Consider the following 14,851-nt stretch of genomic DNA (forward strand, 5'->3'; position numbering starts at 1 on the left):
CAGCGTGATGGAGAAGTTGGCCCGCCCCTTGCTTTGTCAGGGTGACGTCGCCCGCGTCGCGGCGCCAGTCCCTTCGACAACACGAGGAAGCGACCCATGAACGATATCGCCCCGCTTACCCTGCTCGCCCAGGATCGGCTGACGCTGGCCAGTGGCCTCGAGAGTCGGGATCTGCAGCGCTACCGCCGGCTCGCCCAGGCGCTGGCCAAGCGCCACGCCGACATCAGCCGCGTGGTGGCCGATCTTGGCGCCGAATGCGAGCAGCAGCTCGAGGCCCTGACTGAGGCCGCAGAGCGCATGGAGCTGACCGCCTGCGTCAGCCGCGACGAGGCGTCCGCGATTCCCTCGGTCGAGGCCATGGGCGTCGACCAGGCGCTGAAGGAGGCGCTGGACGCCGCCGACGAGGCCAGCCGCCTGTCGCGCCTGCTGCTGGATACCAACGCCACGCCGGAACTCGAGACGGCCCTGCTGGCCTTCGCCCGCCACAAGCAGACCGAGTGCAGCATGCTGCGGGAGTGTCTGGCGGTGCACGTGAAGTAGCCCTCACACGACGCTCGCCCGAAGACGACAACGCCCCGGGAGGCCAAGACGGCCTGCCGGGGCGTTGTCGTGTCGGGTGTCGTGCAGCGAGGCGTCAGGCGCCGGCCTCGACCGCCACCGTCTGGCTGCCGCGCTTGAGCGCTGCGTAGCCGAGGCCGGTGATCAGCGAGCCGATGACGATCGCCGCCAGGTACAGCAGCACCGGAGTGATGGCGTTGGGGATCAGCAGCACGAAGATGCCGCCGTGGGGGGCCATCAGCTTGGCGCCGAACAGCATCGACAGCGCGCCGGTCACCGCGCCGCCGACCATGCTGACCGGGATCACCCGCAGCGGATCCTTGGCGGCGAAGGGAATGGCCCCCTCGCTGATGAAGCAGAAGCCCAGCACGAACGATGCCTTGCCGGCCTCGCGCTCGGGCTCGGAGAACTTCGACTTGGCGACGAAGCTCGAGATGCCCATGCCGATCGCCGGCACCATGCCCGCGGCCATGATCGCCGCCATGGGGGCATAGGTCTCGGAGGCCAGCAGGCCGACGCCGAAGGTGTAGGCGGCCTTGTTCACCGGTCCGCCCATGTCGAAGCACATCATGGCGCCCAGCAGCCCGCCCAGCAGCAGGGCATTGGTGGAGCCCATGTTCTCGAGGAAGGTGGTCAGCCCGGAGAGGATCGCCGCCACCGGCTCGCCGACCACGTAGATCATGGTCAGGCCGGTCACCAGGCTCGCCACCAGCGGGATGATCAGGATCGGCTTGAGCGACTCGACGCTGGCCGGCAGCCTGACGTAGCGGGTCACCGCCTTGGCCACGTAGCCGGCGAGGAAGCCGGCCAGGATGCCGCCGATGAACCCGGCGCCGATCTCGGAGGCCAGCATGCCGCCGATCATGCCCGGGGCGATGCCGGGGCGGTCGGCGATGGAATAGGCGATATAGCCGGCCAGCACCGGCACCATCAGCGCGAAGGCCGTGCCGCCGCCGATCTGCATCAGCGCCGCGGGCAGGGTGCCTTCCTCCTGGAAGGCCTCGATGCCGAACACGAACGACAGCGCGATCAAGAGGCCGCCGGCGACCACCATCGGCAGCATGAAGGACACCCCGGTCAGCAGGTGCTTGTAGACGCCGCGCTCCTTGAGGCTCTTCCTGGCCTCGCCGCCTGCCGCCGGGGCGCTGCCGTCTTCCACCGCGGCCTCGGCCAGCGCCGCCTCGAGGGTAGGCTTCGGCTGCTTCAGCGCGCTGCCGGTGGAGGTGCGATAGATCCGCTTGCCGGCGAAGCGGGTCGGGTCGACCTCGATGTCGCAGGCCAGGATCACCACCTCGGCGTCACGGATCTCCGCCTCGGTCAGCTGGTCCTGGGCGCCCACCGAGCCCTGGGTCTCGACGCGGATGGGATGGCCCAGCGCCTTGCCGGCCTCGGCCAGGGCTTCCGCCGCCATGAAGGTGTGCGCGACCCCGGTGGGGCAGGCGGTGACGGCGACGATGGATCGGCCGCCGGCCGCGCCGGTGTCGGGCGCCGGGGTGGCATGGGTCTCGCCGCCGGGCACGAAGGCCTCGGCCTCGCGCCGGGCGCGCTCGAGAAAGCCGCCCGGGTCGGGCAGCGCCTGGTCGATGGTGGCGCGGAACAGCGGCTTGCCCTTGAAGCGCTGCGGGTCCGGCACATGGTCGGCGGCGACGACGATCAGGTCGGCGGCCGCGATGGCCTCGGCGGAGACCGGCTGCACCGGCGCAAGCTCGCCGTGCATCTCCACGGTGGTCTGCCAGCCCAGCCTCTCGGCGGCCTGCTCGAGGCGCCGGGCGGCGAGGAAGGTGGTGGCCATGCCGCTGGGGCAGGCGGTGATGAGGATGGCATTCATGCGAGGGCTCCCCCGGCGTCGTCGCCGCCAAGGCGGTGGACGCGCGTCTGTTGTTGGAGTGACGGGAAATCGGTGGCGCGGGCGTCGCCCACGCCGACATGGCGGACCGCCTCGGCGGACAGTGCGGTGGCCAGGCGCAGCGCCTCGTCGGGCGCGTGGCCCTCGAGCACGCCGTGCAGCAGCGCGGCCAGCAGGGTGTCGCCGGCGCACACGGTGCTGGCCACGGTCATGGCCGGCGGCAGCGCCTGCCAGGCGCCGCGGCGGCTGACCCACAGCACGCCCTCGGCGCCGGCGGAGAGCACCGCCTCCTCGATGCCGGCCTCGTGCAGGCGGCGGGCGGCCGCCAGGCGCGCGGCCTCGTCGTCGAGGGGCATGCCGGCCCAGGCGGCCAGCTCCTGCTCGTTGGGCTTGACCGCGGTGGGGCCGGCGGCGATGGCGGCTTCCAGTGCCGGGCCGCTGGTATCGACCCACACCGGCAGCCCGACGCCGCGCAGCCGCGCGATCAGCTCGGCCAGCGCCTCGGGCGTGACGCCGGGCGGCAGGCTGCCGGCGATCACCACCGCCTCGGGGCGGCGGGCGTCATCGGCGGCCAGCGTCTCGAGCCGGTCGTGCAGCGCCTGCCAGGCCTCGGCGTTGATGGCCGGGCCCGGGCCGTTGACGTCGGTGACCCGGCCGTCGGCCTCGGCCAGCTTGGCGTTGATGCGGGTCTCGCCGGGCACGCGCAGGAAGGCGTCCTCGAGCCCTGCGGCCTCGAAGGCGCGCAGGAAGGGTCCGTCGTTGTCGGCGCCGAGGAAGCCCGAGACGCAGACGTCATGGCCGAGGGCCGCCAGCACTCGGGCCACGTTGACGCCCTTGCCGGCGGCCGCGAGGTGGGTGGCGCTGGTTCGGTTGACCTCGCCGGGCGTCAGGCGCTCAAGCGATATCGACAGGTCCAGGGCCGGATTCAGGGTCAGGGTCAGCAGACGGGCCATCAGCGGGCCTCCAGGGCGTCGCGGACCGCCTCGCCGGTGGCCTGAGCGAGCGCCAGCGCGGCCTGGGCGCGGGCCTCCTCGAGGTCGAACTCGCGCAGCCGCGCCTTGACCAGCGGCACCTGGCGGGCGCTGACCGAGAGCTCGTCGACGCCCAGGCCGACCAGCACCGGCACCGCGGTGGCGTCACTGGCCAGCTCGCCGCACACCCCGACCCACTTGCCTTCGGCGTGGGCCGCGGCCACGGTCATCTCGATCAGCTTGAGCACCGACGGGTGCAGGCCGTCGGCCTGGGCCGAGAGCTCGGGATGGTCGCGGTCGATGGCCAGGGTGTACTGGGTCAGGTCGTTGGTGCCGACCGAGAAGAAGTCGACCTCGGCGGCGAGCGTCGGCGCCAGCAGGGCGCTGGAGGGTACCTCGATCATCACCCCGAGTTGGATGTCGTCGCTGCGCTCGCCGGCCGGCAGCTCCTCGAGCAGCCGGTCGAGGATGGCGCGGGCGGCGCGGAACTCGGCCACGTCCTTGACCATCGGCAGCATGATGCGCAGCGGCCGGGCGTCGCGCTTCGGCTCGGCCGAGGGCGCGGCGGCCATCAGCAGCGCGCGGAGCTGGGTCTCGAGCACCTCGGGCCGGGTCAGCGCCAGGCGGATGCCGCGCAGGCCGAGGAAGGGATTGCTCTCCTGGGGCACCGGCCAGTAGGGCAGCGGCTTGTCGCCGCCCACGTCGAGGGTGCGGGCCACCAGCGGGCGGCCGTCGAGGGCGTCGAGGGCCTCGCGGTATTCGCCGATCTGGGTCGCGAGGTCCGGCAGCGAGGCGTGGGCCATGAACACGAACTCGGTGCGCAGCAGGCCGACGCCCTCGGCGCCGCGCTCCACGGCATCGGCGGCGTGGGCGGTGTTGCCGAGGTTGGAGGCTACCTCGACGCGATGGCCGTCGCGGGTGCGGGCCGGCTCGAAGCGGGCCTCCCAGGCCTCGGCCTCGCGGCGGCGGCGCTCTTCCAGGCGCTGCTCGGCGGCCTGACGGCGCTCGGCGGCGGGCGCCGGAGTCACCCGGCCGCGCTCGCCGTCGAGGATCAGCTCGGTGCCGTTGGAAAGCGACAGGATGCGCTCGCCGGCGCCGACCACGGCGGGGATGCCCAGCGCCCGGGCCAGGATGGCGCTGTGGGCGGTGGCGCCGCCGCGGGCGGTCAGCAGGCCGCGCACGCGGCTGGTGTCGAGGCGCGCCACGTCGGACGGGCCGATGTCGTCGGTGACCAGGATGTAGGGATGATCCGGCGGCTCGGGCAGCTCGACCCGGCACAGGATGCCCAGCACCCGGCGACCGACGTCGCGCAGGTCGGCGGCGCGTTCGGCGAGCAGCTTGTCGGCCAGGCGCTCCTGGGCCTGGGCGGCGGTGTCGATCGCCTCCCACCAGGCGGCTTCGGCGGAGGCGCCCTCGTCGATGCCCTCGCGGGCGGCCTGATGGAGTTCCGGGTCGCCGAGCATCTCCTCGTGCATCGACAGGATCTGCGAGACCTCGCCGCCGCGGGCGTGCTGGATCAGTGCCTCGAGCTGCTCGCCGCCCTCGCGGAGGGCCTCATTCAGCCGGCGGCGCTCGGCGGCCGGATCGGCGGCGCGGGCCGGGTAGTCGAAGCTCGGCGTGGTCAGCACGAAGGCCGGAGCGATGGCGAGCCCCGGCGAGGCGGCCACCGCCGGATGGGCGACGTCGTCGGTCAGCGGCTCCAGCGCCGGGGCGTTCTCCGGTGCCGTGGCTGCCGGCTCGCGGTAGGCGTCGAAGGGCTCGACGTGCTCGCCGAGGCCGTCCTCCACGGCCCGGCAGACCGCCTCCAGTGCGGCCTCGGCGGTGTCGCCCTCGGCGGTGAAGATCAGCTGCTGGCCGCGGCGGGCGCCGAGGTTGATGACCTTGGTCAGGCTGGCGGCCGAGACGGCCTCGCTGCCGCCCTCGGCCAGGCGCACGCGCACCGCGGTGCCCTGGGCGCGGGCGACCTGGACCAGCTGCTTGGCCGGGCGGGCGTGCAGGCCGTGGGCATTGAGCACCGTGGCCAGGCGCTGGCTGGCGGCGGCGGACTCGCCGGCCAGCCGCGCCAGCAGGGCGTCGGCGTCGAGCCGGTGCAGGGTCTCGGGGGCGTCGCTCTCGAGCAGCGCCAGGATGCGCTCGAGCAGGCCGCGGTGGGCCTGGCCCTGGGCCGCCAGGCAGAACACGCCCTGCACCGGGGCGCCGTCGGCCGTGAGCGGCTCGGCGGGGGTGGCCAGCGCCAGCGCCGGCACGCCGACGCCGCGGTCGCTGGCCACCAGCCACAGGCCGCGGCCCAGGGCGCGCGGGGCGGCCTCGGCCACGGCGGCGACGAAGGCGGCGTCGACGCACTCGGCCTGGCGTAGCCGGGCGGCGCCGGCCAGCGCCAGCTCGTGATGGTCGCGGGCGGGAAAGCCCAGGCACAGGGTGTCGGCGTCGAGCCGGGCCTCGACCACCGCCTTCGACAGCAGCTCGGCGATCTCGGCGGCCCGTTCGGCGCCGGCCAGGCGTTCGGCGATGCCGTCCTGGTCGAGCACGTGGGTCAGCTGGCGAAGGATGTCGAGGTGCTCGTCGCTCTGGGCGGCGATGGTCACCAGCACGTGGACGCGCTGGCCGTCGTGCCACTCGATGCCCTCGGGGAACTGCAGCACCCGCACGCCGGTGGCGTGCACGTGCTCGCGGCTCTCCGGGGTGCCGTGGGGAATGGCGATGGCGTTGCCGAGGAAGGTCGAGGACTGTGCTTCCCGGGCGTGGAGGCCGTCGCGATACTCGGGGGCGACCAGCCCGGCGGCGTGCAGCGATTCGGCGGCCTGATCCAGCGCGTCGCGCCAGTGCTCGGCCCGGCAGCCGAGTAGGACGTCATCCTGGCGTAGGGTCAACATCGATGTCTCCGGTTCGTCGGGGGCGACGCCGGGCCATTCCATGGCTCCCGGGGCGTAGCGGTGGCTTGTGCGGGAAAGGTGAATCGTGTCACCTTCGATAGACGAATGCTGGAATGCTTGATCCGGCTTGGCAAGTCTTAATAGCTACGACTTTGGCAGGGGATGGTGGCGCGGCGCTCCCGCGTAGAATGCCACGTCCAGTTCAGGGGGATCCATGACGCTCGCGGAAATCGCTCGACTGGCCGGGGTATCGCGCACCACGGCCAGCTATGTCATCAACGGCCAGGCCGAGAAACGGCGCATCAGCCAGGACACCGTCGACCGGGTGATGGCGGTGGTCGAACATCATCGCTACCGGGTCGATCCCCAGGCGGCGGCGCTGCGCCGTGGCTCCAGCCGGACCCTGGGACTGATCGTGCCCGACCTGGAGAACGTGACCTACGCGCGGCTGGCCAAGCGGCTGGAGCGCGGTGCCCGGGAGGCGGGCTACCAGCTGCTGATCGCCGGCTCCGACGACCGGCCGGAGGTCGAGCGCGACCTGGCGCTGGCGCTGCGGGCGCGGCGCTGCGAGGTGCTGATCACCGCCAGCAGCCTGCCCATGGACGATCCCTTCTACGCCGAGCTGCAGGCCGAGGGGCTGCCGGTGGTGGCCGTCGACCGCGGCTTCGATGCCGCGCGCTTCCCAAGCGTGGTCAGCAACGACGCCGAGGCCGCCGGGCGGCTCGCCGCCTCGGTGCTGTCGCCCGGGAGGTCGCGGGTGGTGTGGCTGGACGCGGTGCCCTGGCTGTCGATCACCGAGGAGCGGCGCAGCGGCTTCGAGCGGGCGCTGGCCGGGCGCGAGGGGATGGCCCAGATGCTGTCCGGCGAGCGCTACGATCGCGCCGAGGGCGCGCGGCTGATGCGTCGGGTCATCGACGAGCACGGGCTGCCGGACGCGCTGGTCACGGCGTCCTATTCGCTGTTCGACGGCGTGCTCGATACCCTGCTCGAGGCCGGCGGGCTGCCGGCCTCGCTGCGGCTGGCGACCTTCGGCGACAGCCGGCTGCTGGAGTTCCTGCCGGTGGCGGTCAACTCCGCCGAGCAGGACCACGACCGCATGGCCGAGGCGACGCTGGAGAGTGCGCTGGCCGCGGCCCGGGGCGAGGGCGCCCCGGGGCGGCGGACGGTGCCCCGGCGGATGCGCTGGCGGGCGGGGGCGCAGGAGGGCGCCGCCTCCTGAGGAGGCGGCGGAGCGATCAGGCCTCGACGAGATCGGCCCGGGTCGGCAGCGCGACGTAGCTGCCCGGGCGGGTCACGGCGTGGGCGCCACAGCGGCAGGCGAAGGCCAGCGCGCCTTCCAGGCGCGCGGTGTCCTGATGCCAGCCGTCGGCGAAGCCGCCCTCGGCCAGCGCCGCCAGCAGCCCGCCGATGAAGGCGTCTCCTCCCGCCGTCGTGTCGACGGGGTTGACCTTCGGCGGGGCGACCGCCAGCGTGAGCCCCGCGCCCAGGGCGCGCACCGGCTCGCCGCCGTCGGTGATCACCGCCAGCTTGACGCCGGCCGCCAGACGCTCGGCCAGCCAGTCGTCCTCGGGGTGGTCGCCGCGCAGGTCGTCCACCTCCTCGCGGGACAGCTTGAGCAGGTCGGCGCTGTCGAGCAGCCGGGTGACCAGGGCGCTGTCGGCGCGGCCTTCGGCCCAGAGGTTATGGCGCAGATTGGCGTCGACGCTGATCAAACAGCCGGCCCGGGCCGCCATCTCGGCCATCGCCAGGGTGGTCTCGGCGATCTCCGGGTCGGTCAGGCTGTTGCTGCACAGGTGCAGGATCGCCGGTTCGGCGAACACGCCGGCCGGCAGGTGCTCCAGGCGGTAGAGCAGGTCGGCGGCGGGCGGCCGGTAGAAGTCGAAGGTGCGCTCGCCCGCGGCGTCGCGGGAGACGAAGGCCAGGGCGGTGCGTGCCTCGCGGGTGCGCGTCACGCCGGAGACGTCGACGCCCTGGGCGGACAGCTCGGCGGCCAGGAAGTCGCCGAAGTGGTCATCGCCGAGCATACCGAGGAAGCGGCTGGGCACGCCGAGGCGAGCGCAGGCCACGGCGACGTTGGCCGGCGCGCCGCCGGCGTAGGGGGTGAAGGCTTCGGGGAGGAGAGTCTCCGTCGCGTCCTCGTCGGCCGCGCCCAGGCGGCTGGAGAGCATGTCGACGAGGGCTTCACCGAAGGCGATAACGGGCAGCATGGTGAGGGTCCTTGTGATGAATGGGGCGGCTCAGGCCACCTCGTGGCCGCGGGCGGCCTCGAGCAGCGCGAACCAGGCCGGACGCGACAGCTCGAGCGAGGCGTCCCGATCCAGCATCTCGATGCGCTCGGGCCTGAGGCTGCCGATCACTGGCAGCGGTCGCCCGGGCAGGGCGCGCAGCCAGGCCAGGGCCAGCCCGGCGGGGCTGACGTCGAGGACCTCGGCCTGGGAGTGCAGCAGCGCTGCCGCCGGGCCGTCCAGCGCCCGTCCGCCGCCCAGCGGCGACCAGGCCATGGGGGCCTGGCCGTCGCCGATCACGGCGTCGTAGAGGCCGTCGAACAGCGGCGCGCTATGGTCGAGCGACAGCTGCAGCTGGTGCGCCGACAGGCGCGCGTGCATGCTGGCCTGCAGCCGGCGCCAGGCCTCCGGCAGGAAGTTGGAGATGCCGGCGGCGCCGATCTTGCCGGCGGCGATGGCGTCGTCCAGGGCGCGGCCGGTGGCCTCGGCGTCCATCAGCGGGTCGGGGCGATGCAGCAGGAAGTGGTCCAGCCGCTCCACGCCCAGCCGCTCGAGGGAGGCGTCGATGGCTCGGGTCACGTAGGCCGGCGAGCTGTCGTAGTGCTTGACGGCGAACGCTGAGGCATCGCGCTCGGGCGTGACGATGTCGGTCTTGGTCACCACCCGCACCCGGCGGGCGAGCCCGGGGCGGGCGCGCAGCGCGTCGCCGAACAGCCGCTCGCCGGCGCGATCGCCGTAGATGTCGGCATGGTCGAACCAGTGAAGGCCCTGATCGAGGCGCGCCTCGATCCAGTCGGCCAGCCGTTCGGCGGCGTGCAGCTCCGTCGCCTGGTGCAGGTTCATCATGCCCAGCGCGAAGGGCACATCGAAGGTGGGGCCGCTCATGCCGACGCCCCCAATGACAGGGTGGTGCCCAGCAGGTGCTGGGCGCCGGGCACCAGCCACACCGGATCGAGCCGGGTGTTGGCCGATTCGACGCACAGGAAGCGACGGGCCGCGGCGGCGGAGGTGTCGGCCGGGCGATCGTCGCCGGGATGCCAGACCACCGCGGAGTCGCTGCCCTGGCGGGCGATGCGCAGGCGGCGGTGGCCGTCGTCCAGGGCCAGCTCGGCGTTGGTGTGGTAGATGCGATCGAGGCCGCCGCGCACGCCAAGCGTGCCCTGCTGTTCGCGCTCGGCGAAGTCGGCGAGCTTGTCCAGGTAGCGGGCGCCGGCCAGCCCCTCGACGCGGCAGGCCTGGGCGTCATTCACCGCCAGGTAGCTGTGCAGGGCGCCGGTGATCTTCACCGGGGTCTCGCCGCGGTGCTCGGTGATCAGCTCGACGTGTAGGCGGTTGGCGTTGGCCTGGATCACCGCTCGCGGCACCAGCTGGGAGTGCAGGCGCTCCAGCGGTGAGAGGTGCAGCTCGACGCCTTCCTCGTGCTCGTCCACGGCGTCGAGGCGCCAGTCGGCCTTGCGCGCCGGGCCGTGCATCGGACCGGAGCGGTCCTCGGACTCGTCGGCGGTGTGCTCGTCGGCGAACCACGGCCAGCACAGCGGAATGCCGCCGCGGATGGCGCCGGGCTTGTCCTGAGGCGTGGGGGTGACCCACAGCCAGCCGCCGGGCACCAGGGCTTCCTCGCTCTGATCCGGGCTGGGAGGGCTGGTGCGCGTTCGCGTGTCTTCGGACGCGTTAGAGAGCGGCGACGGTGAAGCGCCCGCGGCTGTCGCGTCTTCGGGCGACACAGGTAGAAAGTGAAGCACCTGGGCGCCCTGAAGCGACACCACGAGTTCACCCCAGGCCTCATTGGCCAGCCAGACCTCGCGGCCGGCCCATTCGGCACGGCGCTGACCGTCGGTGGCGTCCAGCAGGGCGCGCAGGGATGCGGGAATCATGCAATCTCCTCCATCGGGCCGATCGACGCGGTGGCGCCGGTTGATTCGACCTCTTCCGTCGAGTTACTCGACCTCTTCATTGTGCAGGGCCTCGGCGGCGCCCAGCAGGCCCGTCCAGGGGGCGGTGACCACCCGGACCGGGATGTCGGCGGTATAGACGCTCATGCGGCCCTTGGTGGCGAAGGCCTCGCGGAAGCGGCTCTGCGGCAGCCAATCGAGCAGCCGCGGGAGGATGCCGCCGCACAGGTAGACCCCGCCCCGGGCGCCGAGGGTGAGCGCGGCGTCGCCGCTGACGTCGCCGAGGATCTTCAGAAAACGCAGCAGGGTATCACGAGCCACGGCGTCGCCGCTCGCGGCCGCCTCGGTGACCTCGGCGGGCGAGGTGCAGGCCGGATTGGCGCCCTTCAGCGAGCAGTGCGCCAGGTAGAGGTCGAGCAGCCCCTGGCCGCACAGCAGCCGCTCCACGGAGATGCGGCCGTAGCGGTTGCGGAAGTGGCGCAGCAGGTTGTGTTCACGCTCGTCGGTGGGGGCGAAGGTCACGTGGCCGCCCTCGGTGGGCAGCGGGATCCAGGCATGGCGGCCGGGGAAGACGCCGGCCACGCCGAGCCCGGTGCCCGGGCCGATCACCAGGCGTGTGGCATGGGGCACCGCCTCGCCGGGCTGGACCTCGACCAGTTCGTCCTCGGCCACGTGGGGCACGCCCAGGGCCTGGGCGGTGAAGTCGTTGATCGCCTTGAACAGCTCGAGCCCCAGCGCCTCCTGCACCTCGGCGCGGGAGAATGACCAGGGATTGTTGGTCATCTTGATCCGGTCGCTGTTGATCGGGCAGGCGAAGGCCAGGCAGGCCTCAAGCGGGGCGGCGTCGCCCACGGCGCCGACCCGTTCCAGGTAGTCGCGTATGGCCTCGACCAGGCCGGGATAGGCGGCGCAGGGCAGGCTCAGGATGTCGTGGGGCTCGAAGGCCCCCGGGGTCACCAGGGCGAAGCGGGCGTTGGTGCCCCCGATATCGCCGATCAGTGCGGGTCGGGTCATCGTCACATTCGTCTCTTGCAAACAGTGCGGGAGCGGGGCCTGGTTCCCCGCTCCCGATCTCTAGGGCCACGATCGTCCCCGGGTTGCACAGGGCAATCCGGGGGACGACTCAGGCGTCCTCGTCGTGGATCTGGCCGGCCTGGCGGGCCAGGTCGTCGGCCTCGAAGCCGCCGAACACCCCGGCGCCTTCCTCGCCGCGCATGGCCAGGTGGCGGAAGCCCCCGAACAGCTCGCGGCCGAGGCCGACGTGGTAGTGCTCCAGCTCGACCACGCGCTGTTCGCGGTCGGCCCAGGTGGCGGCGTCGACCTTGGCTTCCAGGGTGCCGGCATTGGCGTCGAGGCGCACGATATCACCATCGCGCAGTTTCGACAGCGGTCCGCCGTCCAGCGCCTCGGGACTGATGTGGATGGCGGCCGGGACCTTGCCGGAGGCGCCGGACATGCGGCCGTCGGTGACCAGTGCCACCTTGTGGCCGCGGTCCTGCAGCACGCCGAGGAAGGGCGTCAGCTTGTGCAGCTCCGGCATGCCGTTGGCCTTGGGGCCCTGGAAGCGCACCACGGCGACCACGTCGCGGTCCAGCTCGCCGGCGTCGAAGGCCGCCTTGAGCTCGTTCTGGTCCTCGAAGATCCGCGCCGGGGCCTCGACCAGGCGATGCTCTTCCTGCACCGCGGAGACCTTGATCACGCCGCGGCCCAGGTTGCCGTCGAGCACGGTGAGGCCGCCGGTGGGGGCGAAGGGCTCTTTCACGCCGCGCAGCACCTCGGTATCGAGGCTGGCCTCGGGGCCCTCGCGCCACACCAGCTTGCCGTCCTCCAGGAAGGGCTCCTGGGTGTAGGCGGTCATGTCGGTGCCGAAGGCAGTGGGAATGTCGCTGTGGATCAGGCCGGCGCTGATCAGCTCGCGGAACAGGTAGCTCATGCCGCCGGCGGCCTGGAAGTGGTTGATGTCCGCCTGGCCGTTCGGGTAGACCCTCATCAGGCTCGGCGTCACCGCCGAGAGGTCGGTGAAGTCGTCCCAGGTCAGGGTGATGCCGGCCGCCGCGGCCATGGCCACCAGGTGCATGGTGTGGTTGGTGGAGCCGCCGGAGGCCAGCAGGCCGACCACGGCGTTGACGATGGCGCGTTCGTCGATCTGCTGGTAGAAGGGACGATAGTCGCCGCCGGGCTCGGTGTTGCGGATCGCCTGCTCGGTGGCGAAGCGGGTCAGCGCCTCGCGCATCTCGGTGCCCGGGTTGACGAAGGAGGTGCCCGGCAGGTGCAGGCCCATCATCTCCATCATCAGCTGGTTGGAGTTGGCGGTGCCGTAGAAGGTGCAGGTGCCCGGACTGTGGTAGGACTCGGACTCCGCCTCCAGCAGGTCGTCGCGGCTGGCCTTGCCCTCGGCGAACAGCTGGCGCACGCGGGCCTTCTCCTTGTTGGGCAGGCCGCTCGGCATCGGGCCGGCGGGCACGAACATGGCCGGCAGGTGGCCGAAGCGCGCCGCGGCGATGAACAGCCCCGGCACGATCTTGTCGCACACGCCCAGGTAGAGGGCGGCGTCGAACATGTTGTGCGAGAGCCCCACGGCGGTGGCCATGGCGATCACGTCGCGGGAGAACAGCGACAGCTCCATGCCCGGCTGGCCCTGGGTGACGCCATCGCACATGGCCGGCACGCCGCCGGCGAACTGGGCGGTGGAGCCCATGTCGCGGGCCGCGGCCTTGATGGTCTCGGGGAAGGTCTCGAACGGCTGGTGGGCCGAGAGCATGTCGTTGTAGGCCGAGATGATGCCGAGGTTCGCCGCGTTCATCAGCTTCAGCGAATTCTTGTCCTGGCTGCCGCAGGCGGCGAAGCCGTGGGCCAGGTTGCCGCAGGACAGCTCGCCGCGGTGCACGCCGCGGCGATGCTGGTCGGCCATGCGCCGCTCATAGAGGGCACGGCGCTCGGCGCTGCGCTCGCGAATGCGCTGGGTGACCTGCTGGACGGTGGCGTTGAGTGGCGTGGAAGCGTGAGCCATGGGGCACCTCGGCAACGAAAGTGAAGGAAGTATTTTCGTAAGTTTAACAAAAGTGTCGCCCGAAAACCGGGGGCGAGCCGGGGCATGCGGCTATAGTTGTAATTAATTTACCATGACAGGCGCGTCAAGACCCCCTCGTCGCTCAGGGCGGAACGGGGCAGTCTCCGTGCCCCGATCATGCTGTCATCTAGGGTAGGCGCTGCGCCGGCCGCCGTCAGCCGGCCCTGTCGGGAGAGTTCATGAGTCGATTGCGTGTCGTCGAACAGTCCGCCGTGGCCGCCGTACCGGCCGCGGCCTGGAACGCCCTGGTAGGCGACGATCATCCGTTCCTGCGCCACGAGTTCCTGCACGCCCTGGAGGCTAGCGGGGCGGCGAGCGAGGAGAGCGGCTGGATGCCGCGCCACCTGACGCTGTGGCGCGACGAGGCGCTGGTCGGGCTGCTGCCGTACTATCACAAGCATCATTCCTACGGCGAGTACGTCTTCGACTGGGTCTGGGCCGATGCCTGGGAGCGGGCCGGCGGGCGCTATTATCCCAAGGGGCTCAGCGCCATTCCCTTCACCCCGGCGCCCGGGCCGCGGCTGGCGCTGGCCGATGACGTCGACCCGCGCGAGGCGCGTCGCCTGCTGGCCGAGCGTTGGGAAGGCGCGACGCTGTCCAGCTGGCACCTGCTGTTCGCCGAGGAAGACGAGGTCGCCGCCTGGCGCCAGGCCCGCCCCGAGCTGATCGCCCGTGCCGGGGTGCAGTTCCAGTGGCAGGATCGGGGCTACGGCGACTTCGACGGCTTCCTCGCCGCCCTGACCTCCAAGCGGCGCAAGGCCATTCGCCGCGAGCGGCGCCGGGTCGCCGAGCAGGGGCTGACCCTGCAGCGGCTGGAAGGCGAGGCGATCGGCGAGGTCGACCTGGCGCACTTCTATCGCTGCTATCAGATCACCTATCTCGAGCGCGGCCAGCGGGGCTATCTCAACCGGGACTTCTTCACCCGGCTGCGCCGCGACCTGCCCGAAGCATTGGTGCTGGTCCAGGCGCGCCTCGAGGGGCGGCCGGTGGCCGCGGCGCTGTGCCTGCAGGGAAGTCGCACGCTCTACGGCCGCTACTGGGGCAGCGAGATCGAGGCCGACGGCCTGCACTTCGAGGCCTGCTACTACCAGGGCCTCGAGCACTGTCTGGCCCGTGGCCTGACCCGCTTCGACCCCGGCACCCAGGGCGAGCACAAGCTGGCCCGCGGCTTCGCGCCGCGGCGGCTGACCTCGCTGCACCATGTCGCCGATCCGCGGCTGCGTGCCGGGGTGGCGCGCTTCTGCGCCGAGGAGGCCGAGCACGTGGCGGCCTACGTCGCGGCCGCCGAGCGGGCGCTGCCGTTCCGTCTCGACGACGGCGGCTGATGCCCGTCGGATGCCGGGGCTTTGATGGATGAGGCGGCCCGGGGAAGATGGCATACTACGCCCTCGAATTCCCTGGTGACGGACCCTCTTC

General features: G+C 72.3%; 11 protein-coding genes. 3 read left to right on the forward strand and 8 right to left on the reverse strand.

The window, feature by feature from the left end:
- Window positions 1-96 precede the first annotated feature (96 nt).
- The gene (locus ACGTNF_RS09510) at window positions 97-540 is read left to right on the forward strand and encodes a hypothetical protein (protein WP_394601495.1); all 444 of its coding nucleotides are present in this window, start codon (window positions 97-99) and stop codon (window positions 538-540) included.
- A gap of 94 nt (window positions 541-634) precedes the next feature.
- Here ACGTNF_RS09510 and ACGTNF_RS09515 read toward each other — a convergent pair whose 3' ends face one another.
- From ACGTNF_RS09515 to ptsP, 3 genes are read right to left on the reverse strand one after another with little or no spacing between them, the layout of a single operon-like run.
- Window positions 635-2,386, reverse strand: coding sequence for a PTS fructose-like transporter subunit IIB (locus ACGTNF_RS09515; protein WP_394601496.1), 1,752 nt, complete (start codon window positions 2,384-2,386; stop codon window positions 635-637).
- A complete protein-coding gene (pfkB, locus tag ACGTNF_RS09520) occupies window positions 2,383-3,357 on the reverse strand; it encodes a 1-phosphofructokinase (protein WP_394601497.1) in 975 nt (324 codons plus the stop codon). Before pfkB ends, ACGTNF_RS09515 begins: the two co-directional genes overlap by 4 nt.
- Window positions 3,357-6,248 carry a phosphoenolpyruvate--protein phosphotransferase gene (ptsP, locus tag ACGTNF_RS09525; RefSeq protein ID WP_394601498.1) on the reverse strand — a complete coding sequence of 964 codons (2,892 nt, stop codon included), beginning with the start codon at window positions 6,246-6,248 and terminating at the stop codon, window positions 3,357-3,359. The genes pfkB and ptsP overlap by 1 nt, the downstream gene beginning before the upstream one ends.
- 214 nt (window positions 6,249-6,462) lie before the next feature.
- Here ptsP and cra point away from each other — a divergent pair, with 214 nt between their 5' ends.
- Window positions 6,463-7,467 (forward strand): catabolite repressor/activator, encoded by a 1,005-nt coding sequence (gene cra / locus ACGTNF_RS09530; protein ID WP_394601499.1) that lies wholly within the window; start codon window positions 6,463-6,465, stop codon window positions 7,465-7,467.
- 16 nt (window positions 7,468-7,483) lie between these two features.
- On the opposite strand, the gene ACGTNF_RS09535 is transcribed toward cra, so the two are convergent.
- The 5 genes from ACGTNF_RS09535 to edd all read right to left on the reverse strand — a co-directional run bounded on the left by ACGTNF_RS09535 (window position 7,484) and on the right by edd (window position 13,375).
- Complete coding sequence (locus ACGTNF_RS09535; RefSeq protein ID WP_394601500.1) at window positions 7,484-8,455, reverse strand: carbohydrate kinase family protein; 972 nt, start codon at window positions 8,453-8,455, stop codon at window positions 7,484-7,486.
- Window positions 8,456-8,485: 30 nt separating this feature from the next.
- Window positions 8,486-9,358 carry an aldo/keto reductase gene (locus ACGTNF_RS09540; protein WP_394601501.1) on the reverse strand — a complete coding sequence of 291 codons (873 nt, stop codon included), beginning with the start codon at window positions 9,356-9,358 and terminating at the stop codon, window positions 8,486-8,488.
- Complete coding sequence (locus tag ACGTNF_RS09545; protein ID WP_394601502.1) at window positions 9,355-10,347, reverse strand: D-hexose-6-phosphate mutarotase; 993 nt, start codon at window positions 10,345-10,347, stop codon at window positions 9,355-9,357. The genes ACGTNF_RS09540 and ACGTNF_RS09545 overlap by 4 nt, the downstream gene beginning before the upstream one ends.
- A 63-nt stretch (window positions 10,348-10,410) precedes the next feature.
- Window positions 10,411-11,379 (reverse strand): glucokinase, encoded by a 969-nt coding sequence (gene glk, locus ACGTNF_RS09550; RefSeq protein ID WP_394601503.1) that lies wholly within the window; start codon window positions 11,377-11,379, stop codon window positions 10,411-10,413.
- A gap of 109 nt (window positions 11,380-11,488) precedes the next feature.
- Window positions 11,489-13,375, reverse strand: coding sequence for a phosphogluconate dehydratase (edd, locus tag ACGTNF_RS09555; protein ID WP_394601504.1), 1,887 nt, complete (start codon window positions 13,373-13,375; stop codon window positions 11,489-11,491).
- Between the two features lie 239 nt (window positions 13,376-13,614).
- On the opposite strand from edd, the gene ACGTNF_RS09560 reads away from it, so the two are divergent.
- On the forward strand, window positions 13,615-14,760 hold the full coding sequence (locus tag ACGTNF_RS09560; protein ID WP_394601505.1) for a GNAT family N-acetyltransferase: 1,146 nt from the start codon (window positions 13,615-13,617) through the stop codon (window positions 14,758-14,760).
- The last annotated feature ends 91 nt before the right edge of the window (window positions 14,761-14,851 follow it).

Origin of the sequence: Halomonas sp. B23F22_10 (assembly GCF_043496975.1) — a bacterium.
Lineage (GTDB): Bacteria > Pseudomonadota > Gammaproteobacteria > Pseudomonadales > Halomonadaceae > Halomonas > Halomonas smyrnensis.